A 26,212-nucleotide genomic window follows, 5' to 3' on the forward strand; every position below is an offset into this window, starting at 1 on the left:
GGAGGTCGCATGGCGGACAGAACGTTTTCCCATCGGCGCCGAGTGATCGTCAACACCGATGCGAAAAACGAGGCGGACGACCAATTCGCCATCGTGCACGCCCTGCTCTCCCCGAGCCTGGACATCCGCGGTCTGGTGGCCGCGCATTTCGGCAGCCGGCGCACCCGGTCGAGTCTTGAGGAAAGCCGGGCGGAGATCGAGCTGCTGCTGCGGCTCATGAAGCTCGACGGCCGGGTGCCGGTGGCGGACGGCGCGCCGTACGCGCTGCCCGACGCCGGCACCCCGGTCCCGGCCCCGGGCGTCGAGCTGATCGTCGAGGAGGCCATGCGCGACGTGGCCGAGCCGCTCTACGTGGCCTTCCTCGGCCCGCTGACCGACATGGCCTCGGCCCTGATGCTGGAGCCGCGCATCGCCGAGCGGGACGTGACCGTGATCTGGATCGGCGGCGGCGGGTACGACGGCGCCGGGCCGCAGAACGGCAGGCCGGAGTTCAACCTGTCCAACGACATCGTGGCGGCCAACATCGTCTTCTCCTCGGCGCTGAAGGTGTGGCAGATCCCGGCGCCGACGTACCGCATGACGGCCGTCGGCTACGCCGAGCTCGACGCGAAGGTCGCGCCGTGCGGCGAGCTCGGCGACTACCTCGTCCGCCAGCTCGTGGAGTGGAACGAGCGGCAGCACGGCGGGTCGATCGAGTTCCGCGTGCTCGGCGACTCCCCCGCGATCGGGCTGATGCTGCACCCCGACTGCGGGACCTGGGTGGAGCGGCCGGCGCCGAACTTCCGTCACGACGGCACGCACGACTTCTCCGCCGCCAACCGGCCGATCCGCACGTACGGCTCGATCGACGCGCGCTTCATCCATGAGGACTTCTTCGCGAAGCTACGCGCCTTCGCGGATCACCGCTGACAGGGAGGGACGAGGACCATGCTGACGTTCGGCGCCGGAATATGGGCGTTCGGGCAGATCGTCGACCGGTACGCGACCGACGGTTACGGCCCGGCCAGGACGATGACGCAGATGCTTGACCTGGCGGCGGCCGTGGACGGGCTGGAGTGCCTGGACATCAACGTGCCGTTCGCCGAGGGGATCTCCAAGGCGTCGGAGCTGGCTCCGGCGCTGGCCGAGCGCGGGCTGCGGGCCAGGGCGATCACGCCGCACCTCTACACCAGGGAGTTCGCCAGAGGAGCTTTCACCAACCCCGAGCCCGAGGTGCGCCGCCGCGCCGCCGAGCGCGTGCACGAGGCCGTCGCCGTGGCCAGGGAGCTGGGCGCCGACTACGTGAAGTTCTGGCCTGGTCAGGACGGGTTCGACCTGCCGGGGCAGGCCGACTACGCGCGGCTGTGGGAGCTGACGGTGAGCGCGATCCGCGACCTCGCCTCGGCGCATCCCGACGTGCAGTTCGCCATCGAGTACAAGGCCAAGGAGCCGCGGGTGCGCATCACGCTCGCCGACGCGGCCCGTACGCTGCTGGCCATCGACGAGGCCGGGCAGCCGAACGTCGGCATCGTCATGGACTTCGGCCACTCGCTGCTGGCCGGCGAGACGCCGGCCGAGGCGGTGCAGCTCGTGCACCGGCGCGGCAGGCTCGTCTCGGTCGAGCTGAACGACAACTGGCGCGGCTGGGACGACGACCTGCCGGTGGCCTCGGTGCACCTGTTCGAGACCGTCGAGTACCTGCTGGCCGTGCGCCGGATCGGCTGGGACAAGCCGGTCCTGCTCGACCAGTTCCCGTTCAGGGAGGACCCGGTGCGGGCCCTGTCCGAGAGCATCAGGACCATCCGGGCGCTGGAGCAGGTGTGCGACCGGATCGACCTGGAAGAGCTGGCGGACGCGCAGGAGCGCCAGGACGCGCTCGCGGCGCAGGCGATCCTCTGGTCGGCGATCGGGATGGCACGTGCGACCTAGCCAGACGACGATCACCGCCGCCCCGCCCGGACCGGACGTCACCGGCCTCCTGCCCGACCACGACGCCATCGCCGAGTGGCGGCGGCTGCGCGAGCGGCTGGCGCGCGCCGGCAGGGACGACTCGGCCGCCACGCTGGCGGCCCTGGCCGGCGGCATCCGCCGCACCGTGATCAGCACGATCGCGGCGGCGGGCCTCGGCCACGCGGGCGGCGACCTGTCGGTGACCGACATCCTCACCACCCTGTACGGCGCGGTGCTCCGCGTCGATCCGGCCGACCCCGGCTGGCCGGAACGCGACCGGCTGGTCCTGAGCAAGGGCCACTGCTCGGTCGCCCTCTACACCACGCTCGCCACGTGCGGCTACTTCCCCGCGGAGCGGCTGAGCACGTTCGCGGCCCCGCTGTCGCCGCTCAACGGCCACCCGAGCCGCAGGTCGGTGCCCGGCGTCGAGACCAGCACCGGCCCGCTCGGGCACGGCCTGCCGGTGGGCGTCGGCATCGCGGTCGGCCTGCGGCTGCGCGGCTCGGCGGCCAGGACCGTGGTGGTGCTGGGCGACGGCGAGCTGCAGGAGGGCAGCAACTGGGAGGCCGCCATGACGGCGGGGCATCGGGGGCTCACGTCGCTCACGGCCGTGATCGACAGGAACGGCCTCCAGCAGGGGGCCAGGACCAGCGCGACCAACGAGCTGGAGCCGCTGGCCGACAAGTGGCGGGCGTTCGGCTGGGAGGCGGTCGAGGTGGACGGCCACGACCACCTGGCGCTGCTGGACGCCATGACCGCGCCGCACGACGCGGGCCGGCCGCGCTGCGTGATCGCCAGGACCGTCAAGGGCCGAGGGGTTTCGTTCATGGAGGATCGGGTGGAGTGGCATCACAAGGTGCCGGACGCCGAGCAGGCCCGCCTGGCACTAGAGGAACTGCGTTGATCCTGGAAGAGACACACGACTGCCGGGACGCCTTCGCCGACGAGCTGGTCAGGCTGGCACGCGCCGACAGTCGCGTCGTGGCCGTCTGCAACGACTCGGTGGGCTCCAGCAAGCTGGGCACGTTCGCCGCCGAGTTCCCCGACCGGCTGGTCAACGTGGGCATCGCCGAGCAGGACATGGTCGGGATCGGCGCCGGGCTGGCCAACGCGGGGCTGGTGCCGTTCGTGTGCGGGGCGGCGACGTTCCTGACGGCCAGGGCACTGGAGCAGATCAAGGCCGACGTGGCCTACAGCCTGGCGAACGTCAAGCTGTGCGGGATGAGCCCCGGGCTGGCGTACGGGGCGCTGGGGCCGACGCACCACTCGACGGAGGACCTGTCGTGGCTGCGGGCCATCGCCGACCTGCCGGTGATCGTGCCCGCCGACCCCGCGCAGACCCGCGCGGCGATCAGGTGGGCGGCGGAGACGGACGGGCCGGTGTTCCTGCGGATCGGCCGGTTCCCCGTGCCGGACGTGTCGCCGCCCGGCGCCCCCGCCTTCACGTACGGGCGGGCGGTGCGGCTGCGCGAGGGCGTGGACGCGACGATCGTGGCGACGGGCACGATGGTGAGCCGGGCGATGCAGGCCGCGGCGCTGCTGGAGGAGCGCGGGGTGCAGGCCAGGGTGGTGAACGTGTCCACCGTCTCGCCTCTCGACCGGGAGGAGATCGTGGCGGCGGCCCGGCAGACGGGCGCGGTCGTGACGGCCGAGGAGGCGGTGCCGACCGGCGGGCTCGGGGCGGCGGTGGCGGAGGTCGTGCTGGAGACGCGGCCGGTGCCGATGCGGCTGCTCGGCACCCGCACGTTCGCGCCGACCGGGGAGACGGGCTTCCTGCTGGAGCACTTCGGGCTCACCGCCGACGGCATCGCCAGGTCCGCGTTGGAGGTGCTGGGGCTTGACCACGGCTGAACGACGGTTCGTCCTGGGGGTCGACCAGGGCACGAGCGCGACCAAGGCGATCCTGGTGGACGCGGCGGGCGAGCCGGTGGCGCGGGCCTCGGCGCCGCTGTCCAGGCGGCACCCCGAGCCTGGCCTGGTCGAGCAGGACGGCGAGGAGCTGTGGCGCGGCGTCCTCGACGCCGTGGCCGGCTGCCTCGCGCAGGCGCCCCCGGGGCGGATCGCCGCCGTCGGGCTGAGCGTGCAGCGCGAGTCGGTGATCCTCTGGGACCGGGCCACGGGCGCCCCGCTGGGACCGCTGGTGAGCTGGCAGGACCGCCGGGGCACCGCCCTGTGCGCCCGCCTGGCCGCCGAGGGCGCCGCCTCCCTGGTACGCCGGACCAGCGGCCTGCCCCTGGACCCGATGTTCTCCGCGGCCAAGGCGGCCTGGCTGCTCGACCGCCACGACCCCGGGCGGACGCGGTCCCTGAGGGGCGAGCTGTGCCTGGGCACGGTGGACTCGTGGCTGCTGCACCGGCTGGGCGGCGGGCACGTCGTCGAGGTGGGGTGCGCCTCCCGCACGCAACTGCTGGACGTGCGGCGGCGGGCGTGGAGCCCCGAGTTGCTCGACCTGTTCGGCGTGCCGGTGGAGTCGCTGCCGCGCGTGGTGGCCTCCACCGGGACCCACGCCGAAGCAAAGGGCCTGCATCCCGCCCTGGCCGGGGTGCCGGTCGCGGCGGTGCTCGGCGACTCGCACGCCGCCCTGTTCGCGCACGCGGCGGGGCAGCCTGGGCGGGTCAAGGTCACGTACGGCACCGGCTCGTCGGTGATGGGGCTGACCTCGGGGCCGGAGACGGCGAGCGACGAGGGGCTGTGCCTGACGATCGGCTGGGACGACGGCGTGCCCGCGTACGCGCTGGAGGGCAACATCCTGTCCACCGGGGCCACGATCGCCTGGCTGGCCGGGGTTCTGGGCACGGAGGCCGAGGAGCTTGCGCGGCTCGCGGCCGCCGGCCGCCGGGGTAGGCTGCAGATCGTTCCGGCGTTCGGCGGCCTCGGGGCGCCGTGGTGGGACGACCGGGCAGAGGCGATCATGACGGGTTTCGGCCTGGACAGCCGGCGGGAGGACATGGCGAGGGCGGCGGTCGACTCGGTCGGCCTGCAGGTCGGTGATGTCGTGGCGGCCATGGAGCGCGCGGCGGGGCCGGTGGCGGAGCTGCTGGCCGACGGCGGGCCCACCGCCAACGCCGACCTCATGCAGTGGCAGGCCGACGTGACCGGTCACGACGTGCTCGTGGCGCGCCGGCCCGAGCTGTCGGCGCTCGGCGCAGCGCACCTCGCCGGGGCCGCATCCGGTGTATGGTCCGGCCGGGAGCTGTCCGGGCTGCCCCGCCATGGCCGGCGCTACACCCCCGTTCTGCCGGTGTGCGAACGGCGTCGCGCCCTAGCAGAATGGCACTCGGCAGTGGCCCGGGCTCGCCACCGGACCAGCAGGAGCGGCGGAGCCGAAGCGGAGGCCAGCGATCGTGGGAGCTGACAGTCAGTTCGAGAAGAACCGCGCGGAGTCCGTGCGGTTCGGCGGGCGCCGGCTCAGCCAGGAGTCCGAGCGCATGCGGCTGCTCGTCCGCGTGGCCCGGCTCTACCACGAGCACGGCGTGCGGCAGCCGCAGATCGCCGCCCAGCTGCGCATCTCGCAGCCGCGCGTGTCCCGGCTGCTGAAGGAGGCCGCGGAGATCGGCATCGTGCGCACGGTGGTCGTGGTGCCCAGCGGCGTGCACGCGCTGCTGGAGGAGGACCTGGAGCGCAAGTACGGCGTGGAGCAGATCATCGTCGTGGACGCCTCGGGCGACAGCCACGACGTGGTGGCCGCGCTGGGCTCGGCGGGCGCGACGTACCTCGACGCCACGCTGATCGGCGGCGAGCACCTCGGCATCTCCTCGTGGAGCGCGAGCCTGCTGGCCACGGTGGAGGCCATGCAGCGCCGCCCGGTGCGGGTGGCCGAGGAGGTCGTGCAGCTCATCGGCGGCGTGGGCAAGGGCTCGGCGCAGGTGCAGGCCACCCGGCTGGCAGCCCACCTGGCCGACCTGACCGGCGCCGAGCCGGTCTTCCTGCCCGCGCCGGGGCTGGTCGGCTCGGCGGTGGCGCGGCAGGCGCTGTCCGACGACCACGTGGTGCGGCAGGTGGTGGACGCCTGGTCGCGGCTGACGACGGTGCTGGTCGGCATCGGCAGCCTCAACCCGTCGCCGTTGCTGCAGGAGAGCGGCAACGCGATCGGCGAGGAGGAGATGGAGACGCTGCGCGGGCTCGGCGCCGTGGGCGACGTGTGCCTGCGCTTCTTCGACGCCGAGGGGCGGCTGGTCGACTCGCCGCTGGAGGAGCGCATCCTCGGCATCACGGCTGCCGACCTGCTGCGCGTGCCGCGGCGCATCGCGATCGCCGGCGGGCGGCGCAAGACCGCCGCCATCAGGGCCGCGCTCAGGGGCGGCTGGGTCAACACGCTCATCACGGACGTGGGCGTGGCCGAGGAGCTGCTGAAGGACTAGCCCCACCCCCAGGACAGGGCCGCCGTGCGCACGCCGCACGGCGGCCTTCGCCGTTCCTGGACGAGTCCTGAGAATTTACCGGCGCGTCATCTGGCCGAGAAACCGCTCTTGACAGTCACATCCGTGTCGTTCACGATGTGATGCAATCCACTCCATTCATGGCTGAATAAAAATTCTCACCTATCGACAGCGTGGTCCGGAGTGTGCCGATCCACGGCACAGCCCTGCCTATTCCCGGGGCGGAAAGAGAGCGTTTCGATGACCGAGGCCCCTGGCTTCGATCCCCAGCAATCAGAATTCAGCCGCCGCGCATTCGTGCGCTCGGCGGCGCTGGCCACGCCGGCCGTGGCCCTGGCCGGGCAGGCCGGCACGGCCGCCGCCGCCTCGGCGCCCACGCCGTCACCGTCGCCGAGTCCGAGCACGCAGGCGACCACGGCGGCCAAGCCGAAGATCCCGGCCTTCCCCGGCGCCGAGGGCGCGGGGAAGTACACGACCGGCGGCCGGGGCGGCGCCGTGTACGAGGTGACCACCCTGGCCGACGACGGCCCGGGCTCGCTGCGCGAGGCGGCCGCCAAGTCCGACGGCACGATCGTCTTCCGGGTCGCCGGCACCATCAGGATCAAGGGCGGGCTCGACATCACCGGGTCCAACCTCACGATCGCCGGCCAGACCGCCCCGGGTCACGGCGTCACCGTCGCCGGCAACGAGACGGCGATCAAGGGCGACAACATCATCCTGCGCCACCTGCGCTTCCGCGGCGGTGACGAGATGGGCACCCCGATCGACACGTTCGCCGCCCGCGGCGTCAAGGACCTGATCATCGACCACTGCTCCTTCTCCTGGGGCGTGGACGAGTGCTTCTCGGTCTACGGCAACACCAACGTGACCGTGCAGTGGTGCATCATCTCCGAGGGCCTGACCAACTCGGTGCACGACAAGGGCCGGCACGGCATGGGCGGGCTGTGGGGCGGCGACAACGTCACCTACCACCACAACCTGCTGATCCACGAGAACGCGCGCAACCCGCGCTTCAGCTTCGAAGAGGGCATGGCCCTGGTGGTGGACCACCGCAACAACGTGATCTACAACCACGGCATCACCTCCTGCTACGGCGGCGAGTGGTCCAACGGCATCAACCTGGTCGGCAACTACTACAAGCCCGGCCCCAACACGCTGCCGAAGACCGCCAGGGAGATCGTCGCCCCTGGCCGGTTCGGCCAGTGGCACCTCAGCGGCAACGAGATCGAGGGCCACGCCGACGTCACGGCCGACAACACGCTCGGCATCACCTACCCGATCGGCGGCATCACGCTGCTGCCCAAGCCGGTGGAGTTCGAGAACGGCGTCACCGAGCAGACGGCGCAGCAGGCGTACGCGGCCGTCCTGGAGCAGGCGGGGGCCACCCTGCCGCGGCGGGACGCCATCGACGCCCGGCTGGTCGGCGAGGCGCGCACCGGCACGGGCCGGCACATCAACTCCCAGAAGGACGTGGGCGGCTTCCTCCCCTTACCCACCGAGGTGCCCGCGCCGGCCGACACCGACAAGGACGGCATCCCGGACGAGTGGGAGAGCGCGCAGGGCCTGGACCCGAACAACGCCGAGGACGCCAGGACGGCGGGCGCCGACGGGTACACGAACCTGGAGCGGTACCTGAACTCGATCCAGCGGGCCGGGGCCCGCAACCCCGAGGTGACGATCACCTCCCCCAGGATCGACCAGGTGTTCGCGGCCGGCAAGGACAAGCAGCCGGTCGCGATCACGGCCGACGCCAAGGCCCTCGACGGGGCGAGCATCGCCCTCGTCGAGTTCTTCCACGGCGACGAGAAGATCGGCGAGTCGGCGGCGGCGCCGTACCAGGCGACCTGGAAGGGCGTGACCGACGGCACCTACTTCCTGACGGCCAGGGCCACCGACAGCACGGGCTCGGCCACCACCTCCTCGCTGGTGCCGATCCACGTCAACCGCACCAGGACGCACCCGGGCTGGCAGGTCAAGGACATCGGCGAGGTGCCGATCCCCGGCAACACGGCGCTCAAGGACGGCGTGTTCACCATCAAGGGGTCCGGCAAGATCGCCGGCTGGAAGGACGCCTTCCACTTCGCCTACAAGGCGGTCGGGTTCAGCAAGCGCGGCGAGGTCCTGGAGATCACCGCCCGGCTGGACGGCGTGAGCAAGAACCACGTCGACGCCGTCGCCGGCATCATGGTGCGGCAGGACCTGGAGCCCGACTCGCCGTTCATGATGGCCGGCATCGGATACTCGGCCAGCAACGAGGACGGGTCCCGCAAGCGCGCCAAGGCGATCAGGGTCGCTTCCCACGGCACGGCGCCGAGCGTCGGCGTGTACCCGCCGACCAGCGAGGACCCGCTGGACGAGAAGCCGTACTGGCTGCGCCTGGTCTGCCGCAGCCTGCCGACCGGCGGGGACACCGAGTTCGAGGCCTTCCTCTCGGAGAACTCGCTCAACTGGGAGCGCATCGGCTACGAGCGCATCGTCATGCGGACCGGCCGCTTCTACGTCGGCCTGGCCGTGGACGGCAACCAGGAGGCGAACGGCGTCCACGTCTACACCACCGCGACCTTCAGCCAGGTCAAGGTCAATCGTTAGACCCCCAGAACGGAGCACCACCCATGACAGAGCAAGCGTTGACGAGGAGGAGCCTGCTCCGCGGCGGGGGACTGCTCGCGCTCGCCACGGTGAGCGGCTGCAGCTTCTTCGACACCAGCCCGGACACGGGCGCCGCCGCCGGCACGGCCCAGGCCGCCGACCTGTCCGCCAAGGAGGCGCCGGCGCTGGCGGAGCTGGTCAAGGCCGGCAAGCTGCCCCCGCTGGAGCAGCGCCTGCCGAAGAACCCCCTGACCGTCACCCCGCTGCAGGAGCCGGGCAAGTACGGCGGCACGTGGAGCTCGGCCCTGGTCGGCGAGGACGACTGGGACTGGCTGATCTTCACGCTCTACGAGCCCCTCGTACGGCTCAAGCCCGGCACGAACGGCCAGAAGGGCCCGGACGACATCATCCCCAACGTCGCCGAGTTCGAGGTCAAGGACGGCGGCCGGGAATACGTCTTCCGGCTGCGCGAGGGCCTGAAGTGGTCCGACGGGCAGCCCTGCACGGCCGACGACCTGCTGTTCGCCTTCGAGGACGTGGCCACCTACCACGACCTGCACACGACCGGCATCTACGACCTCTACCTGGAGAACGGCAGCACCACCGAGCGGGTCAAGGTCGAGAAGGTGGACGAGCGGACCGTCCGCTACGTCTACAAGGAGCCGAAGGCCGGCCTGCTGTTCCAGATCGCGGTCGCCACGTTCGAGCGGGGCGGGGCGAGCGGGTTCCTGCTGCCCAAGCACTACCTCAAGCAGTTCCACAAGAAGTACAACCCGGACGCCGACAAGCTCGCCAAGGAGCAGCAGCTGGAGGACTGGACCCAGCTGTTCATGCAGAAGAACGACGTCCCGCACAACGCCGACATCCCCACGCTGCACGCCTGGAAGATCAGTAACGCGATCGGCACGGGCACGGCCGTGGTGGCCGAGCGCAACCCGTACTACTGGAAGGTCGACCAGCAGGGGCGCCAGCTCCCCTACATCGACCGGTTCAGGTCGGAGATCCTCGGCGACGTCGAGGTGGAGCTGCTGAAGATCATGAACGGCGAGCTCCACATGCAGCTCCGCAACTTCAACACGCCGGAGAACAAGCCGCTGGTCGCGCAGAACGCAGGCAAGGGCAAGTACCGGCTGTTCGAGGTGCAGAGCCGGCTGAGCAACACGATGATCATCCAGTTCAACCAGACCATCTCCGACGAGGGCCTGCGCGAGCTGTTCAGGAAGAAGGACTTCCGGGTCGGGCTGTCGTACGCGATCAACCGCAAGCAGATCATCGACGGCGTGTACGCGGGCCAGGGCGAGCCCTGGCAGGGCGCGCCCTCCAAGGCCAACGCCCTGTACGACGCGGACTTCGCCAAGCAGTACACCGAGTACGACGTCGCCAGGGCCAACGAGTTCCTGGACAAGGCCGGGCTGACCGACAAGGACGCGGACGGCAAGCGGCTCGGCCCCGACGGCAAGCCGCTGATGATCACGATCATGGCCGACACCGAGTTCCCCCACCACGTCCAGGCGCTGGAGTTCGTCAAGAAGGACTGGGAGGCGGTCGGGGTCGGGCTGCGGGTCGATCCGGTGTCGTCCACGCTGTACGACGAGCGCACGATGGGCAACAACCCGCAGGCGTCCGCGTACACGTGCAGCGACTTCGACGTGATCACCGGCACCGGCGGCGACCACTACTACGTGCCGAGCAACTCCGGCAGCGCCCGCTACGCGATCCGCTGGGCCCAGTGGTACGGCAGCAAGGGCAAGAGCGGCGACGAGCCGCCGGAGGAGGTGCGCAAGCAGCTGGAGGCGTTCACCACCATGCGCACCGAGCCCGACTTCACCAAGGCGCTGGAGCACGCCAAGGAGGTCGTGCGCATCTCCAGGGAGCAGTTCTACTCGATCGGGATCAGCTCGTACCCGAACGAGTACGGCATCGTCTCCAACAGCTTCAAGAACGTGCCCGAGTCCATGGCCGCCGCCCCGGTGAACCCCGGGCCGACCATGCCCGAGCAGTACTCCCTCTGAGGGGCCGACGTGCTGGGTTACTTCGGCCGCCGCCTCCTCTACGTGGTGGTGACGCTCTGGGCGATCTCGATCGTCACGTTCGTCATCATCAACCTGCCGCCGGGCGACTACGTCTCGACCCTGGTCGCGAACGCGGAGTCGGGCGGCGAGGGCATCACTCCCGCGGAGGCCGCCAACCTCAGGCAGCGCTACGGCCTGGATGACCCGATCTTCGTCCAGTACTGGCGCTGGATCTCCGCCATCGTGCTGCACGGCGATTTCGGTCAATCGTTTGCCTGGAACCAGCCGGTCGCCACGCTGATCGGCGAGCGGGTCTTCCTGTCAGCGGTGCTGTCGATCGCCTCGCTGCTCCTGGTCTGGGCGATCGCGTTCCCGATCGGGATCTACAGCGCGGTCAAGCAGTACTCCTGGGGCGACTACGGCTTCTCCTTCCTCGGCTTCATCGGGATGGCGATCCCCGAGTTCATGCTGGCGCTGGTCCTCATGTACGTCGGGTTCCGCTACTTCGGGCAGAGCGTCGGCGGGCTGTTCTCACCGGAGTTCCAGGACGCGGCCTGGAACCTGGGCAAGGTCCTCGACCTGCTCGGCCATCTCTGGGTGCCGATCGCGGTCATCGCGGTCTCCGGAACGGCCGGCATGATCCGGGTGACCAGGGCGAACCTGCTCGACGAGCTCTACCGGCCCTACGTGCACACGGCCAGGGCCAAGGGGCTGCCGGAGTGGAAGCTGCTGCTGAGGTACCCGGTGCGGATGTCGCTCAGCCCGTTCTTCAGCACGGTGGGCTGGCTGCTGCCGGGGCTGATCGGCGGCGAGACCATCGTCTCGGTCGTGATGAGCCTGCCGACCGGCGGCCCGCTGCTGCTCAGCGGGGTCATGAACCAGGACATGTACCTGGTCGGCAGCTTCATCATGATCCTCAGCCTGCTCACCGTGGTCGGCACCGTGCTGAGCGACCTGGCGCTGGCGTGGTGGGACCCGCGAATTCGCAAACGGTACAAGAGAGAGTAGCGCCGCATGTTTCTCAGGCGACCCACGACGAAGGAAGCAGGGACGCTGCCGCAGTCGCGGCTGATGTGGCGGCAGTTCCGGCGGCACCGGCTCGCGATGGCCGGCGCGGCGATCCTCATCCCGGTGTACTTCGTGGCGATCTTCGCGGAGTTCTTCGCGCCGATGTCCAGCTCGACCGCGAACACGTCGATGACGTACGCGCCGCCGCAGGTGCTGCACCTGTCCGGCGAGCACGGCCTGCACGTGTACGGGTACACGACCGAGCGCGACCCGAACACCTTCGAGCAGCGCTACACCGAGGATCCGACGCAGGTGATCGAGGTCGGGCTGTTCGTGCACGGCGACGAGTACAAGCTGCTCGGCCTGATCCCGTCCGACATCCACCTGATCGGGCCCGTGCAGAAGGGTGAGCCGTTCTTCCTGCTGGGCTCCGACCAGAACGGGCGGGACCTGCTGTCCAGACTGATCCACGGCGCCAGGGTGTCGTTGTCGATCGGCCTGGTCGGGGTGGCGGCCAGCTTCCTGCTCGGCATGCTCATCGGCGGCATCTCCGGATACTTCGGCGGCGGCGTCGACAACGTCGTGCAGCGGATCATCGAGTTCCTGATGGCGATCCCGACGCTGCCCCTGTGGATGGCGCTGTCGGCCGCGCTGCCCACCGACTGGGGGCCGCTGACCCGATATTTCGCCATCACGGTGCTGCTGTCGCTGATCGGGTGGACCGGCCTGGCCCGGGACGTGCGCGGGCGGTTCCTGTCGCTGCGCGAGGAGGACTTCGTCACGGCCGCCCGGCTGGACGGCGTGGGCCGGCTGTCGATCATCTTCCGGCACATGATCCCGTCCTTCGCCAGCCACATCATCGCCTCGTTGTCGCTGGCCATTCCGGCCATGATCCTCGGCGAGACCAGCCTGAGCTTCCTCGGCCTGGGCCTGCAGGCCCCCGCCGTGAGCTGGGGCGTGCTGCTGGAGGGCGCGCAGAACGTGCGCGTCGTCGCGAACGCGCCGTGGCTGCTGGCTCCGGGCGTCGCGGTGGTGGTCGTCGTGGTCGCCATGAACTTCTTCGGTGACGGGCTTCGTGACGCCGCCGACCCGTACGGAGCGGCGAGCCGAGCCCGGAGAAGGAAGCCCTTCTGGCGTGACCGCGCAGGGCGACGAGCGAGCGCGACCATCAACACAGCGACAGGAAGGTGAGCAGGCGTGCCCGCAGACGACGTGCTGCTTGAGATCGAGGACCTGCGCACGCACTTCCTCTTGGACGACGGCGTCGTGTGCGCCGTGGACGGCGTGGACCTGAAGGTCCGCAGGGGTGAGACGCTGGCCATCGTCGGCGAGTCCGGCTGCGGCAAGAGCGTCATGGCCCGCTCGATCCTGCGCCTGGTGGACCCGCCGGGGCAGATCGAGGGCGGGAAGATCACCCTGCACCGCGGGAGCGGCCCGGTCGAGCTGGTCGGCGCGGACCCGAAGCTGCTGCGCCAGATCAGGTGGAACGACATCGCGATGGTCTTCCAGGAGCCGATGGCCTCGCTCAGCCTGGTGCACACCATCGGCAGCCAGATCGTCGAGGCCGTGCGCCTGCACGAGAACGTCGGCAAGACCGCGGCCCGCAGGCGCGCGATCGAGATGCTCGACCGGGTCGGCATCCCCATGCCGCAACGGCGGGTGGACGCCTACCCGTTCGAGCTGAGCGGCGGCATGCGGCAGCGGGCCATGATCGCGATGGCGCTGTCGTGCAACCCGAGCCTGCTGATCGCCGACGAGCCGACGACCGCGCTGGACGTCACCACCCAGGCGCAGATCCTGGAGCTGCTGCGGGACCTTCAGAGCGAGTTCGGCATGGCCATCATGCTGATCACGCACGACCTCGGGGTGGCGGCGCAGGTGGCCGACAGCATGGCCGTCATGTACCTGGGGCGGGTGGTCGAGTACGGCTCCGCCGAGCAGGTGCTGGCCGCGCCCCGCCACCCCTACGCGCAGGCGCTGCTGCGCTCGATGCCCCGGTTGGGGCGGGCCAGGCAGCGGCGCCTGACGGCGATCAAGGGCATGGTGCCTCCCCCGTACGCGCGGCCGGACGGGTGCTTCTTCCACCCGCGCTGCGACCACGTGGTGGCCGGGCGGTGCGACGCGGTCGAGCCGCGCCTGCTGCCCGTGGGCGACCGCGAGGTGTCCTGCCTGCTCTACGAGGAGGACAAGTGAGCAAGGAACCCCTGCTCAAGCTGGAAGGCCTGGCCAAGCACTTCCCCATCCGCAGCGGCCTGCTGGGCCGGCAGGTCGGCACCGTGAAGGCCGTGGACGAGGTCGATCTGGACATCGCCGCGGGCACCACGCTCGGCCTGGTCGGGGAGTCCGGCTGCGGCAAGACCACGCTGGGCCGGTGCATCGTGCGGGCGCACGACCCGACCGGCGGGCGCATGCTCTACCGGCGGCCCGACGGCTCGGTGATCGACGTGGCGGGGCTGAAGGAGAAGGAGCTCAAGCCGTACCGGGCCGAGGTGCGGATGATCTTCCAGGACCCGCACTCGTCGCTCAACCCGCGCAAGACGCTGCGCGAGATCATCGGCGAGCCGATGCGGGTGCACCAGGTCGGCACCAAGGAGGAGATCGACGCCCGGGTCGGCGAGCTGCTCGAACGCGTCGGCCTGCGCCCCGAGTACGCCGACCGCTACCCCCACGCGTTCAGCGGCGGCCAGCGGCAGCGGGTCGGCATCGCGCGGGCGCTGGCGCTGTCGCCCCGCCTGGTCGTCGCCGACGAGGCGGTCAGCGCGCTGGACGTGTCGGTCCGCGCCCAGATCCTCAACCTGCTCATGGATCTGCAGGAGGAGTCGGACCTCGGCTTCCTGTTCGTCAGCCACGACCTGGGCATCATCGAGCACGTCGCGGACGTCGTCGCGGTCATGTACCTGGGCCGGGTCGTCGAGCAGGGGCCGACCGAGGAGCTGTACACGCGGCCCCTGCACCCCTACACCGAGGCGCTGCTGTCGGCCGTGCCCGACCCGGACCCGGCGGCCAAGCGGCACCGCGAGCGGATCAAGCTGCTGGGCGACATCGCCGACCCGGCGCACGTGCCGGCCGGATGCCCGTTCAACCCCCGCTGCGTGTACGCCAGGGACGAGTGCCGCACCGAGCGGCCGCCCCTGCGCGAGGTCCAGGGCCGGCGCGTGGCCTGCCACTTCGCCGAGGAGCTGGACCTGCGTGGCGTCCCCGACCCCGACGTGCGAGAGGTGACCGCATGAGCATCGACCCCCGCTTCGACGGGCTGGTACGGCCCTCGGCCGTGCTGCCCGGCGCCCGCGAGGCGCTGCTGCCGGCGCCGCACGGCCCCGACAACCACGCGGCCAACCTGCTGCGCACGCGCGGCGGCGAGCTGCTGTGCGCCTGGTTCAGCGGCCCCCAGGAAGGCGATCCCGGCACGAACGTGGTGGTCTCGCGCCTGAGCGGCGACCGCTGGGAGGAGCCGCTGCTCGTGGCGGCCGACCCGGCGCGCAGCGAGCAGAACCCGGTGCTGTTCGAGGACGGAGACGGGCTGGTGTGGCTGCTGCACACCTCCATGGAGCCGCACGACCAGACCACCGCGCACGTGGTGGCCCGCACCTCGGCCGACGCTGGCCGCACGTGGAGCGAGCCGCGCGTGCTGCTGTCCGAGCCGGGCCTCTTCGTGCGGCACCCGCCGGTCGTCCTGGACGACGGCGCGTGGGTGCTGCCCGCCTACCACTGCACCGCCGACGGCGACCACAGCGTGGTCGAGGTCAGCGCGGACGGCGGCCGCACGTGGACCGAGCACCAGGTTCCCGCGAGCGCGGACCTGGTCCAGATGACGATCGCGCGGCGGCCCGACAGGCGGCTGCTGGCGATGTTCCGCGACCGGCGGGCGGGGCAGATCTACGCCTCCACCTCCTCCGACGGCCGCACCTGGTCCGCTCCGACGCGGACCGGGCTGCCGAACAACGACTCCTCCGTCCAGCTCACGAGGCTCGGCGACGGCCGGCTCGCGCTCGTCTACAACGACGCGAGCCTGGAGCGCGACCAGTTCAGGTGGGTGACCAAGAACGGGGAGCGGCGCAGAAAGGCGCTGCGCACCCCCTTGGCCGTCGCCGTCTCCGAGGACGGCGGCGCGAACTGGCCGCACCGGCGCGTACTGCAGGATTCCGACTCCGAATATTGGCAGAACGAGCTCGGCTATTCCTATCCGAGCGTCATCGACGGCCGAGAAGGACGGCTGGACGTCGCCTTCTCCTATTTGCGGAAGACCATCAAGTATCTGGAGATCGACGCTTCATGAAAATACGGCAGAGCCTTTTATACGGCGCCCTGGCGGTGGCCGTCGGCGTGCCCTCGTACGTGACGGGCGCGCACGGTGACGACGACGTGCAGGTGGCGCCCACCGGCGCGTACGCCTGCCGCCAGGACGTGGCGGCGCCCGACCCGAACGTCCCCAAGGTGCACGCGGCGGCCATCACGCAGGCCCCGACGGGTGACATGCTGACCGTCTACTACGGCGGCACGTCGGAGGGCGCCGCCAACCAGGCGCTCTACCTGTCACGGCTGGCGCCCGGAAAGAAGACCTGGTCCAAGCCCGAGGTCGTGGTCGACGAGCCGGGCAAGGCCGACGGCAACCCCGTGCTGTGGTCGGACGGCAAGCGGGTCCACCTGTTCTACGTCGTCATCGAGGGGCACGGCTGGGAGCAGGCCTCCATCCGGCTCAAGTCCTCCGACGACGGGGGCCGCACCTGGAGCGAGCCCACCGTCATCCGCTCCGAGTGGGGCTGGATGGTCGGCACCAACCCGATCCGCATGTCGAACGGCGAGGTGCTGCTGCCCATCTACGACGAGTCCGAGTCCAGGTCCGGCTTCTACGTCTTCAGCCAGGACCTGAGCACGTGGAAGGCGTACCCGGAGGACACCGGGGCCTGGATCCGCACGCCGGGGGGCTCGATCCAGCCGACCGTGGTGGAGGTGGAGCCCGGGCGGCTGGCCGCGTACATGCGGACCGGCGACAAGGCGATCTACAAGAGCGAGTCGACCGACTTCGGCCGCACGTGGAGCGCTCCCGTGGCCGAGCCGATCGGCAACCCGAACTCCCGCGTCGCCGCGCTGAAGCTGGACAACGGCAAGCTCGTGCTGGCCTACAACCCGTGGGTCGAGCACCGCTCCCCCATGCGCCTGTCGCTCTCTCCCGACAAGGGGCGCACGTGGGAGAACACGGTGGACGTGGAGGCCCAGTCGGGCCCGCAGTTCACCTACCCGGTGCTCACCCAGAGCGCCGACGGATTCATTCACCTGGTCTATTCCTACAACCGCAACAACATCCGGCACGTGGTCTTCAACGAGGAATTCCTGCGCAACGCCGTGGGCCTGCTCTCGAACTGGCCCGAGCACACGATCACCGAATTCAAGAACGGCGTCCGGCGCAATGTCGTGCGTCAGTGCAGTTATTCCCCCGTCAAGGAGAGTGAATGATGAGCAAGGTTCGTGGGATCGCGCTGCTGGCGCTCGCTCTGTCCGTGACCGCCGTCCCCGCCGACGCCTCGGCGGCGGCCTGCAAGGACGTGGGGAACAAGTACAACCTGCCGTTCCAGGTCTGTGACGACGAGTTGTTCATCTTCGCGGCCAACTACAAGCCGTTCGAGGCGACCGTCGAGGACGAGCAGGGCGCCGCGACCAGGGTCTTCGACGAGATCATCGGCAACAAGCTGCGGGCCGCGTTCCCCGACGTGAAGATCAAGTACGCCACGTGGGACTACCCCGTACGGTACGAGGACCTCAAGAAGGCCGGCGTCACGCCCGACATCGTCATCGAGGACCCGAAGAACCGCATCGACCGCGACCTGGAGCCGATGGGCTGGGTCGGCGACCTCACCGCCGACCTCCAGAAGGCCGGCATCGACCTGAACACGCTGAACCAGGCCGCCGTGGAGCTGACGAAGTCGCGCTCCGACGGCGGGATCTACGGCGTGCCGCTGTTCATCGACGAGCACGTGCTGCTCTACAACAAGAAGATCTTCGACAAGTTCCGCGTCAAGTACCCCTCGCCCGGGATGACCTACGACGAGGCGTTCAAGAAGGCCAAGCAGCTGACCAGGGACGACGGCCTGGATCACTACAAGGGCTACATGCAGCACCCTGACCAGTACCTGGACTTCAACCAGGCCGGTCTCTACCCGTTCCTGCCGACGACCAGCGAGCAGCCCGCGCCCGAGGACGTCAAGGTCGACATCAGCAGTGACGCCTGGAAGACCTACGTCGACAACCTGTACCGCTTCCTGGAGATCCCGCGCAACGACTTCACCACCGTCACCGACTTCTTCAAGGGCGACATGAGCCAGCCGGGCCACCTGGCCATGGCGGTCGACACGCTGTCGCGGCTGAACATGTACGCCGGCAGCGAGCTGTTCATCGAGGACGGCGACGAGGCGGCCTTCGCCGAGCAGGCCAAGAGCGTCGACATCGGCGTCAGCGCGATCCCGGTGCTCAAGCGGGGCGACAAGACGATCTACCAGCCGAACACGCGGGCCGCGTTCGTCCCGCCGTCTGCAGCGCACAAGGATCAGGCGCTGCAGATGGTGAAGTGGATGGTCTCCGAAGAGGGTCAGACGGAGCTGTCCAGCCACGGCGTCAAGGCGGTCCTGCAGACCGACAAGGTCGTGCAGAGCTTCGGCAAGGCCATCCCCGAGCTGGCCAGGATCGACGCCTCGGCCCTCTACTGGGGCGAGAACGCCGCGATCTCGAACTACCAGAACACCGAGTACTGGGACCTGCCGCTGTGGTCGGTCTACCGCCAGCACATCCTGCGTGACGGCGGCACGCCCGAGCAGGCACTGGCCCTGTCGCAGCAGCAGGACATCCCCAACTACATCAAGGCGCAGGCCGCCGCAGGGAAGGATTGGTAACACTGTCCCCCACCGTGGAACGCTGGGGCGTCCACGAGATCGAGCTGACCGGGCCGTCCGACGGCAACCCCTTCGCTGACGTTCGTCTGTCGGCCCGGTTCCAGTTCCGCAATCGCATCGTCGAGGCCGAGGGCTTCTACGACGGCGACGGCGTCTACCGCGTCCGGTTCATGCCGGACGCGGTGGGTCCGTGGAGCTACACCACCGTCAGTAACGTGACCGAGCTGGACGGCCGTGCGGGCGCCTTCGAGGTGTCGCCCGCCTCCGTGGGCAACCACGGCCCCGTGCGGGCCGTGGGCATCGACTTCGAGTACGCGGACGGCACGCCGTACCTGCCGTTCGGCACCACCGCGTACCACTGGACGCACGACCTGGACGAGGAGCGCGAGCGGCGGACGCTGCGCACGCTCGCCGCCTCCCCCTTCAACAAGCTGCGCATGTGCGTGCTGCCGACCGGCGCCATGACGCCGCCCGAGGTGCCGTTCGCCGGCCAGGACCCGGACGGGCTGGACTTCACCCGGTTCAACCCGGTCTTCTTCCGCCACCTGGAGGCCCGCGTCCGGGACCTGCTCGACCTCGGCATCGAGGCCGACATCATCCTGTTCCACCCCTACGACTTCGGCCGGCGCGGCATCGAGGACATGGGCCGGGAGAGCGACCACGCCTTCCTGCGGTACGCCATCGCCCGCCTGGCCGCCTACCGCAACGTGTGGTGGTCGGCCGCCAACGAGTACGACTTCAACAAGTCCAAGACCGTCGAGGACTGGGACGACATCCTGCGCACGATCGCCCGGCTGGACCCGTACGAGCACCTGCGCTCGATCCACAACGGGACCCGCATGTACGAGGTGGCGACCCTGTACGACTTCACCAAGCCCTGGGTGACGCACCAGAGCATCCAGCACTGGGACGTCACCCCCACCGACGAGTGGCTGCGCGCCTGCCCCAAGCCGGTGGTGCTCGACGAGATCTGCTACGAGGGGAACATCGGCAAGCGCTGGGGCAACGTCACCGGCGAGGAGCTGGTGGACCGGTTCTGGGAGGGCATGGCCCGCGGCGGCTACGTCGGGCACGGCGAGTCGCTGGCCGGCTTCCAGGAGCGGGCCTGGATCGGCAACGGCGGCGGCCTGCACGGGCAGAGCCCCGCCAGGATCGCCTTCCTGCGGAAGATCATGGAGACGCGCCGCGAGGGCGTGCTGCTGAGATACCTGGGGCGGCGGCAGGCGGCCTCCGTCACCGTGGACCTGCCCGACGACGGCGCCGCCTACGAGGTCGAGCTGATCGACACGTGGAACATGACGATCACCCCGGTGGACGGCGCGCACCGGAAGCAGGCGCGGGTGGCGCTGCCGCGCCGGCCGTACCTGGCGCTGCGGATGACGAGGGTTGCACCATGATCATCGATGGGATGGCGACGACCGCGCTGGCCTGGCACCTCCAGGACGTCAACCGGCGCGCGCGGACCCTCGCCACGCTCCAGGCCTCCCCCTTCGACCGGGTGCGGATGGCGGCGCTGGCCGGCCGGTGCACGCTCGACTCGCTGGAGGAGCGGGTGTCGGAGCTGGCCGGGATCGGGGTGACCGCCGAGCTGGTGCTGCTGCATCCCGACGACGGCATCGCCGACGTGGCGGCCGCGGCGCGCTACCTGCGGGAGGTCGTCCCCCGCCTGGCGCCGCACCCGAACGTGTGGTGGTCGCTGTCGGCCGAACCCGCGCGCCTGCCCGGCATCTCCGAGCACGACTGGGTGCGGCTGGCGAACCTGGTGGCCGAGGAGGATCCCGGCCACCATCCGCTGTCCGTCACCGTCCCGGCCGATTCGCCGCTGCTGTGGCGGCGCGGGTTCACGCACGGCAGCGTGACCGCGCGCAGCCCGCGCGACGCGTGGGTCCAGACGCGCGACCACCACCAGCCGGTCGTCATGGACATGTGCGGCTACGAGGGCGACGGGTCCGATCCGTGGCTGAGCCTGACGCCGCAGGAGGTCGTGGCCCAGGCCTGGGACGGGGCCGTGCGGCGGCGATGCGTCACGCACGGGGAGTCGTACCTGGACGAGGACGGGCTGACCTGGTCGCAGAGCGGCGGCACGCTCGTCGGCGAGGCGGTGCGGCGGCTGCGGCTGCTGCGGCAGGTGCTCGTCGCGATCCCCGAGGAGGCGCGGTACCGGGACAGGGACGCGCCGATGCTGGAGCTGGCCGGGGAGTTCTACCTGGAGTTCTGCGGGGAGCACCGGTTTCCGCAGCGGGAGTACGACGTGCCGGAGGGGCGGTACGAGGTCGAGGTGATCGACACGTGGGAGATGACGGTGACGCCGCACGGGGTCCAGGAGGGGCCGACGGTGACGGTCCCGCTGCCCGGGACGGTCGGCCAGGCCATCCGGTTGCGGCGGGTGCCATGACACCGGTACGCGAGGCCGGCGCCCAGGCCGACGCTCAGGCCGGTGACGGTGGTGTGCTCGCCTCCATCGCCGAGCCCGGCGGGAAGGTCGTCGAGGTGGTGGCGGGCCCCGGCGGGCCCGAGGTGCGGCTCGGCCGTCGCGACGCGGCCGGCCCGCACCTGCGGGCGCCGCTGCGCGGCCTGCTCACCGCCTCGGCGGGCCGCCCGTGGCGTGTCGAGCCCGCCGAGCCCGGCACCGTCCGCCTCCGTCAGCCGGACGCAGGCGGGGCAGGAGGGGCGGTGGTGGTGACGGCACGGGCCGGAGGGCTGAGCGCGGTCCTGGAGCTGGCGTTCACCCCGGACGGCCTGCTCACCCTCACCACCACCTGGCGCAACGACGCGGGCGCCGACATCACCGACGTGGCCGCCGGCCTCCTGCTCCCCCTCCCCACGCAGGACGCCTGCGTCACCATGCCGGGCGTGCTCTACAACGACAACCCCTCCTCCGACCCGGCGAGGAAGGTCCCCCGCATCCCGTACGTGGCCGAGGAGCACCGCCTCCCCGTCCCCGCCGTCAACGCCGCCTGGGACGGCCGCTACGTCAGCCTGTTCGCCCACCCGCAGGCCACCCGCGACCGCGACGGCAGGGTGACCTACGGCTCGCTCGGCGTCGTCAGGTCCCCGGGCCTGACCGTGGCCGCCCTGACGGGCGTGATCATGTTCGACGGTGAGCCGGACGTCTGCTACGTCAGCAAGGCGGAGGTGGCGGACCGCCCGATCGGCTACCGGGACCTGGCCCCGGGCGCCACGATCACCACCCGCCACACGCTGGACTGGGGCCCGGTGGAGCCGCGCGGGCTCGGCTTCAGGACGCTCGTGCGGCACTCCGGGCTCTACCGCGACGAGCCCGCCGGACCGCTCTCGGCGGACGACATCGTCCGGCTCAAGACCAACGCCATGGACGCGCGCTGGAACGGCGACGGCTACCTCGCCTACGAGGGCGTCCGCCACGGCCGCCCGCGTTCGTACCTGTACGGCTGGACCGGCCAGTGCATGAAGCTGGCCCTGTGCGACGCCCTGCTCGGCATCGAGCGGGGCGAGCAGGAGCGGATCGAGCGGGCCCGCCGCGCCGCGGACTTCTACGTCGAAGGCAGCGCGACCCCGGTGCGCGGCCTGCGCGCCGCCCGCTACCTGGTCGACGAGGACCGCTGGGACATGTTCCGCAAGGACGGCGCGGACTTCGTCTCCAGCCGCGCCCAGGGCGAGACGATCACCGACCTGGCGGCGCTGGCCCTGCTGTTCAGGGACGCGGGCCTGGAGGCGCCGCCGGAGTGGGAGGAGGCGGTGGCGGACGCCGCCGCGATCTTCTGGCACACCAGGCTGGCCGAAGGCGTCGTCCCGCTCGGCTGGACCCCGATGGGCACCCCGGTCTCGCCGATGGTGAGCGCGGCGGGCATCTCGTGCGTGCAGGCGATGCTGGGCGCGTACCGGCTGAGCGGGGAGCGGATGTGGCTGCTGCGCGCCGAGGAGGTGCTCGGCCACTACCACCGGCTGCACGCGGCCACGTTCGAGCGGCCGTTCGCGCACGCCACGCTGGACGCCTCCGGGGAGGACAAGGAGGCCGGGATGTACTTCTTCCTGGCCGCCCACGAGCTGTTCCGGCTGACCGGGCGGGAGACGTACGCGGAGTGGGCGGAGGCGGCGGCCGACTGGCTGCTGACGTTCGTCTACGTGTGGTCGCCGGAGTTCGACCGGGGCAGCACGTTCGAGCGGCGCGGCTTCAAGGCGTGCGGCTGGCCGTCGGTGAGCGTGCAGAACCACCACCTCGACGTGTTCTTCCCGACCTCCGAGCTGATGGAGTTCGGCCGGGCGACCGGCAGGGACGACTACGCCGGGCAGGCGGACCGGATCCTGCACGCCATGGGCCAGGGCATCTGCCGCGAGCCCGGCGACTGGGGCTTCCGGACCCTCGGCGAGCAGGGCGAGGGGTTCTTCCAGACGAACTGGCAGCGCACGGGCGAGTCGAACACGTGGAACCCGTCCTGGGTGATCGCGCTGCCCCTGTATCACGCGCTGCGCATGAGGAAGGTGGCATGGACTTCGTGACCGAGGAAGAGGCCTGGCGGTACGCCGACGAGCTCCGGGAGCGGGTGCGCCCGCCGGAGTTCCCCGACCGCTGGTTCGACGTGACCTCCTACGGCGGCGGGGAGAAGTGGACCGAGGCGTTCCGCGCCGCGATCGCCGCCTGCCACGAGGCGGGCGGCGGCCACGTCCGGGTGCCGCCGGGAACGTACCCCACCGGGGCGATCCACCTGCTCAGCAACGTGGACCTGCGCGTGGAGGCGGGCGCGACCATCCTGTTCAGCACCGACCCCGCCGACTACCTGCCGGCCGTCCACACCCGCTTCTCCGCCATCGAGTGCTACAACTACTCCCCTTTCGTCTACGCCTACGGCCAGGAGAACATCGCCATCACCGGCGAGGGCACCCTCGACGGCTCGGCGGGCCCCGAGCACTGGTGGCCGTGGGTGGGCACGCCGGAGTTCGGCTACCGCGAGGGCATGCCGTGGGAGGACGAGGACTGGGCCGAGCTGCAGCGCATGGCCGCCGAGGGGGTGCCCGTCGAGCAGCGCGTCTTCGGCGCCGGCCACTACCTGCGGCCGAACCTGATCCAGCCGTACCTGTGCAGGAACGTGCTGGTGGAGGGCGTGCGCATCGTGCGCTCCCCGATGTGGGAGATCCACCCGGTCCGCTGCGAGAACGTCCTGGTCAGGAACGTCTCCATCTACTCGCGCGGCCCCAACAACGACGGCTGCGACCCCGAGTCGTGCAAGTCCGTGGTGATCTCCGGCTGCGTGTTCGACGTCGGCGACGACTGCATCGCCGTCAAGGCCGGTCGCGGCCCCGACGGGCGGCGGGTGGGGGTGCCGTGCGAGGACGTGCTGATCGAGGACTGCGAGATGCGCTACCGGTACGGGTCCGTCGCGATCGGCACGGACACCACCGGCGGCGTCCGCAACGTGTTCGTGCAGCGCTGCCGCTGGGGCGGCGAGGGGCTGTACTTCGGGCTCTACATCAAGACGAACTCGGTGCGCGGCGGCTACGTGGAGAACGTCTTCGTGCGCGACGTGGAGATCAGCGAGCTGACCAAGGAGGCCGTGTCGATCGACCTCTACCACGGTGACGGGCACAACGGGGACGATCCGCCGCCGATCCGCAACATCCACGTGGCGGGGGTGCGCAGCGATCGCACGCGCAGCGCGTACCTGCTGCGGGGGTATCCGGAGCAGCCGCTGCGGGACGTCACGATCAGGGACAGCTCGTTCGCCCGGGTGTCGCGCGCGGACGTGGCCGCCGACGTCGAGGGCCTGTCGATCAGGAGGGTCACGGTCGGCTAGCGATATTTCCGGCGCCCGGCGGAGGCCGGTGGCAGAATGTGACCATGCGGCCACCCCGAGCGAAGTACTTCAACACCACCGGCCCCTGCGACCCGCAGCGCCACTACATGCTGCCCCCCACGCAGCGGCTCCCCGAGGCGCGGGTGCTCATCGAGATGGATCGTTACTTCGTGCTGCACGCGCCCCGGCAGACCGGCAAGACGACCATCCTGGACACCCTGGCCTCCGAGCTGACCGCGGAGGGCGACATCGCCGCCCTGATGTTCTCCTGCGAGCGTGCCAAATCAGCCGGCGACGACTACGGCGCCGCGGAGTCGCTGCTGCTGGACTCCCTCCGCGAGGCCGCGGAACTGTCGGGCTGGCCGAAGAAGCTGCTACCTCCGGGTTCGTTGCCCGAGGTCACGCCGGGCAGCCGGTTCATGGCGGCACTGCGGCAATGGTGCCGGCGCTGCCCGCGCCGGGTGGTGCTGTTCATGGACGAGATCGACGCTGTGCAGGGCAACAGCCTGGTGAGCATCCTCAGCCAGCTCCGCGACGGCCACAACAAGCGATCGAAGGGCTATCCGTTCCCCGCCTCGGTGGTGTTGTGCGGGTTGCGCGACGTGCGTGACTACAAGGTCGCCTCGGGCGGCCAAGCCGGCGGCTCGAACCCGGCCGGCCCGTTCAACATCGTCGCCGAGTCGCTGCGCCTGGGCGACTTCACCGCCGACGAGATCGCCGAGCTCTACGACCAGCACACCGAGGCGACCGGCCAGAAGTTCACCAAGGACGCGGTGGACCGGGTCTTCGAGCTGACCCAGGGCCAGCCATGGCTGGTCAACGCCCTCGCCCATGAGATCACCTTCAAGATGGGAGTGACCGGCACCATCACCGCTGAGCCGGTGGAGGACGCCAAGGAGCGGCTGATCCGGGCACGCGCCACCCACCTGGACTCCCTGGCGGCCCGGCTGCACGAGCCCCGGGTCAAGCGGGTCATGGAACCGATCGTGGCCGGTGGCTCCTACACCGACCGCGGCAACTCCGACGACCTGTCCTACGTCCGCGATCTCGGCCTGATCACCCAGAAGCCTCCGCCGCAGGTGGCCAATCCGATCTACCGGGAGGTCATCCTGCGCGTGCTGGGCGACCTGACGGAACAGAACATCCACGCCGACCCGCACAGCTTCGTGCTCCCTGACGGCCGCTTCGACCTGCCGCGCCTGCTGCGGGAGTTCGTGGTGTTCTGGCGCGAGCACGGCGAGGTGCTCATCCAGCAGGAGGGCTACCACGAGGCGGCCTGCCAGATCATCCTGATGGCCTTCCTGCACCGCCTGGTCAACGGCGGCGGCTACCTCGACCGCGAGTACGCCGCCGGCACCAAACGCCTGGACGTCCTGGTCCGCTGGCCCTACCCCGGCCCCGACGGCCGGCGGCTGATGCAACGCGAGGCCATGGAGCTGAAGGTCTGGCGGGCAGGCGAGAACGACCCCCTGCCCGACGGCCTGGCCCAGCTCGACCGCTACCTCGACCGCCTCACCCTCTCCACCGGCGTGCTGGTGATCTTCGACCGCCGCCCCGAGGCCCCGCCGTGGCAGGAACGGGGCGCCTTCGAGCAGGCGGCCACGCCGTCCGGCCGCCAGGTCACCGTCCTGCGCGCGTGA

At 70.7% G+C, this 26,212-nt stretch carries 20 protein-coding genes; all 20 read left to right on the forward strand.

What is annotated here, in order from left to right; translation table 11 throughout:
- Positions 1–42 precede the first annotated feature (42 nt).
- Positions 43–909 carry a nucleoside hydrolase gene (locus tag HD597_RS36490; RefSeq protein ID WP_253748191.1) on the forward strand — a complete coding sequence of 289 codons (867 nt, stop codon included), beginning with the start codon at positions 43–45 and terminating at the stop codon, positions 907–909.
- Positions 910–927: 18 nt separating this feature from the next.
- On the forward strand, positions 928–1,908 hold the full coding sequence (locus HD597_RS36495; protein WP_253748193.1) for a sugar phosphate isomerase/epimerase family protein: 981 nt from the start codon (positions 928–930) through the stop codon (positions 1,906–1,908).
- Positions 1,898–2,833 carry a transketolase gene (locus HD597_RS36500; protein WP_253748195.1) on the forward strand — a complete coding sequence of 312 codons (936 nt, stop codon included), beginning with the start codon at positions 1,898–1,900 and terminating at the stop codon, positions 2,831–2,833. Before HD597_RS36495 ends, HD597_RS36500 begins: the two co-directional genes overlap by 11 nt.
- Positions 2,830–3,780 carry a transketolase family protein gene (locus tag HD597_RS36505; protein WP_276083111.1) on the forward strand — a complete coding sequence of 317 codons (951 nt, stop codon included), beginning with the start codon at positions 2,830–2,832 and terminating at the stop codon, positions 3,778–3,780. Before HD597_RS36500 ends, HD597_RS36505 begins: the two co-directional genes overlap by 4 nt.
- Positions 3,767–5,284: an FGGY family carbohydrate kinase gene (locus HD597_RS36515; RefSeq protein WP_276083112.1), complete on the forward strand. Its 1,518-nt coding sequence runs from the start codon at positions 3,767–3,769 to the stop codon at positions 5,282–5,284. Before HD597_RS36505 ends, HD597_RS36515 begins: the two co-directional genes overlap by 14 nt.
- The gene (locus HD597_RS36520) at positions 5,274–6,290 is read left to right on the forward strand and encodes a sugar-binding transcriptional regulator (RefSeq protein ID WP_253748199.1); all 1,017 of its coding nucleotides are present in this window, start codon (positions 5,274–5,276) and stop codon (positions 6,288–6,290) included. Before HD597_RS36515 ends, HD597_RS36520 begins: the two co-directional genes overlap by 11 nt.
- Before the next feature lie 258 nt (positions 6,291–6,548).
- Positions 6,549–8,897 carry an Ig-like domain-containing protein gene (locus HD597_RS36525; protein ID WP_253748201.1) on the forward strand — a complete coding sequence of 783 codons (2,349 nt, stop codon included), beginning with the start codon at positions 6,549–6,551 and terminating at the stop codon, positions 8,895–8,897.
- A 23-nt stretch (positions 8,898–8,920) separates the two neighbouring features.
- A complete protein-coding gene (locus HD597_RS36530) occupies positions 8,921–10,909 on the forward strand; it encodes an ABC transporter substrate-binding protein (protein ID WP_253748203.1) in 1,989 nt (662 codons plus the stop codon).
- A 9-nt stretch (positions 10,910–10,918) separates the two neighbouring features.
- A complete protein-coding gene (locus HD597_RS36535; protein ID WP_253748205.1) occupies positions 10,919–11,917 on the forward strand; it encodes an ABC transporter permease in 999 nt (332 codons plus the stop codon).
- A 6-nt stretch (positions 11,918–11,923) separates the two neighbouring features.
- A complete protein-coding gene (locus HD597_RS36540; protein ID WP_253748207.1) occupies positions 11,924–13,108 on the forward strand; it encodes an ABC transporter permease in 1,185 nt (394 codons plus the stop codon).
- 6 nt (positions 13,109–13,114) lie between these two features.
- On the forward strand, positions 13,115–14,110 hold the full coding sequence (locus HD597_RS36545; RefSeq protein ID WP_253748209.1) for an ABC transporter ATP-binding protein: 996 nt from the start codon (positions 13,115–13,117) through the stop codon (positions 14,108–14,110).
- The gene (locus HD597_RS36550; protein ID WP_253748211.1) at positions 14,107–15,147 is read left to right on the forward strand and encodes an ABC transporter ATP-binding protein; all 1,041 of its coding nucleotides are present in this window, start codon (positions 14,107–14,109) and stop codon (positions 15,145–15,147) included. The genes HD597_RS36545 and HD597_RS36550 overlap by 4 nt, the downstream gene beginning before the upstream one ends.
- Complete coding sequence (locus HD597_RS36555; protein ID WP_253748213.1) at positions 15,144–16,193, forward strand: sialidase family protein; 1,050 nt, start codon at positions 15,144–15,146, stop codon at positions 16,191–16,193. The genes HD597_RS36550 and HD597_RS36555 overlap by 4 nt, the downstream gene beginning before the upstream one ends.
- Positions 16,190–17,371: a sialidase family protein gene (locus tag HD597_RS36560; RefSeq protein ID WP_253748215.1), complete on the forward strand. Its 1,182-nt coding sequence runs from the start codon at positions 16,190–16,192 to the stop codon at positions 17,369–17,371. Before HD597_RS36555 ends, HD597_RS36560 begins: the two co-directional genes overlap by 4 nt.
- A complete protein-coding gene (locus HD597_RS36565; protein ID WP_253748217.1) occupies positions 17,371–18,801 on the forward strand; it encodes an ABC transporter substrate-binding protein in 1,431 nt (476 codons plus the stop codon). Before HD597_RS36560 ends, HD597_RS36565 begins: the two co-directional genes overlap by 1 nt.
- A gap of 14 nt (positions 18,802–18,815) precedes the next feature.
- A complete protein-coding gene (locus HD597_RS36570; RefSeq protein ID WP_253748219.1) occupies positions 18,816–20,198 on the forward strand; it encodes a DUF5060 domain-containing protein in 1,383 nt (460 codons plus the stop codon).
- Entirely contained in the window at positions 20,195–21,196 is a 1,002-nt protein-coding gene (locus tag HD597_RS36575; protein ID WP_253748221.1) for a DUF5605 domain-containing protein, read from the forward strand. The genes HD597_RS36570 and HD597_RS36575 overlap by 4 nt, the downstream gene beginning before the upstream one ends.
- Entirely contained in the window at positions 21,193–23,280 is a 2,088-nt protein-coding gene (locus tag HD597_RS36580) for a hypothetical protein (RefSeq protein WP_253748223.1), read from the forward strand. The genes HD597_RS36575 and HD597_RS36580 overlap by 4 nt, the downstream gene beginning before the upstream one ends.
- Positions 23,268–24,572: a glycoside hydrolase family 28 protein gene (locus HD597_RS36585; RefSeq protein WP_253748224.1), complete on the forward strand. Its 1,305-nt coding sequence runs from the start codon at positions 23,268–23,270 to the stop codon at positions 24,570–24,572. The genes HD597_RS36580 and HD597_RS36585 overlap by 13 nt, the downstream gene beginning before the upstream one ends.
- A 44-nt stretch (positions 24,573–24,616) precedes the next feature.
- Complete coding sequence (locus tag HD597_RS36590; RefSeq protein WP_253748226.1) at positions 24,617–26,212, forward strand: AAA family ATPase; 1,596 nt, start codon at positions 24,617–24,619, stop codon at positions 26,210–26,212.

The sequence above is a fragment of the Nonomuraea thailandensis genome (genome assembly GCF_024172165.1).
Taxonomy (GTDB): domain Bacteria; phylum Actinomycetota; class Actinomycetes; order Streptosporangiales; family Streptosporangiaceae; genus Nonomuraea; species Nonomuraea thailandensis.

Coding starts and splice junctions, on each gene's coding strand:
- HD597_RS36590 (WP_253748226.1), top strand. CDS start 24,617: ATGCGGCCACCCCGAGCGAAGTACTTCAACACCACCGGCCCCTGCGAC.
- HD597_RS36540 (WP_253748207.1), top strand. CDS start 11,924: ATGTTTCTCAGGCGACCCACGACGAAGGAAGCAGGGACGCTGCCGCAG.
- HD597_RS36495 (WP_253748193.1), top strand. CDS start 928: ATGCTGACGTTCGGCGCCGGAATATGGGCGTTCGGGCAGATCGTCGAC.
- HD597_RS36580 (WP_253748223.1), top strand. CDS start 21,193: ATGACACCGGTACGCGAGGCCGGCGCCCAGGCCGACGCTCAGGCCGGT.
- HD597_RS36560 (WP_253748215.1), top strand. CDS start 16,190: ATGAAAATACGGCAGAGCCTTTTATACGGCGCCCTGGCGGTGGCCGTC.
- HD597_RS36565 (WP_253748217.1), top strand. CDS start 17,371: ATGAGCAAGGTTCGTGGGATCGCGCTGCTGGCGCTCGCTCTGTCCGTG.
- HD597_RS36555 (WP_253748213.1), top strand. CDS start 15,144: ATGAGCATCGACCCCCGCTTCGACGGGCTGGTACGGCCCTCGGCCGTG.
- HD597_RS36575 (WP_253748221.1), top strand. CDS start 20,195: ATGATCATCGATGGGATGGCGACGACCGCGCTGGCCTGGCACCTCCAG.
- HD597_RS36525 (WP_253748201.1), top strand. CDS start 6,549: ATGACCGAGGCCCCTGGCTTCGATCCCCAGCAATCAGAATTCAGCCGC.
- HD597_RS36530 (WP_253748203.1), top strand. CDS start 8,921: ATGACAGAGCAAGCGTTGACGAGGAGGAGCCTGCTCCGCGGCGGGGGA.
- HD597_RS36585 (WP_253748224.1), top strand. CDS start 23,268: ATGGACTTCGTGACCGAGGAAGAGGCCTGGCGGTACGCCGACGAGCTC.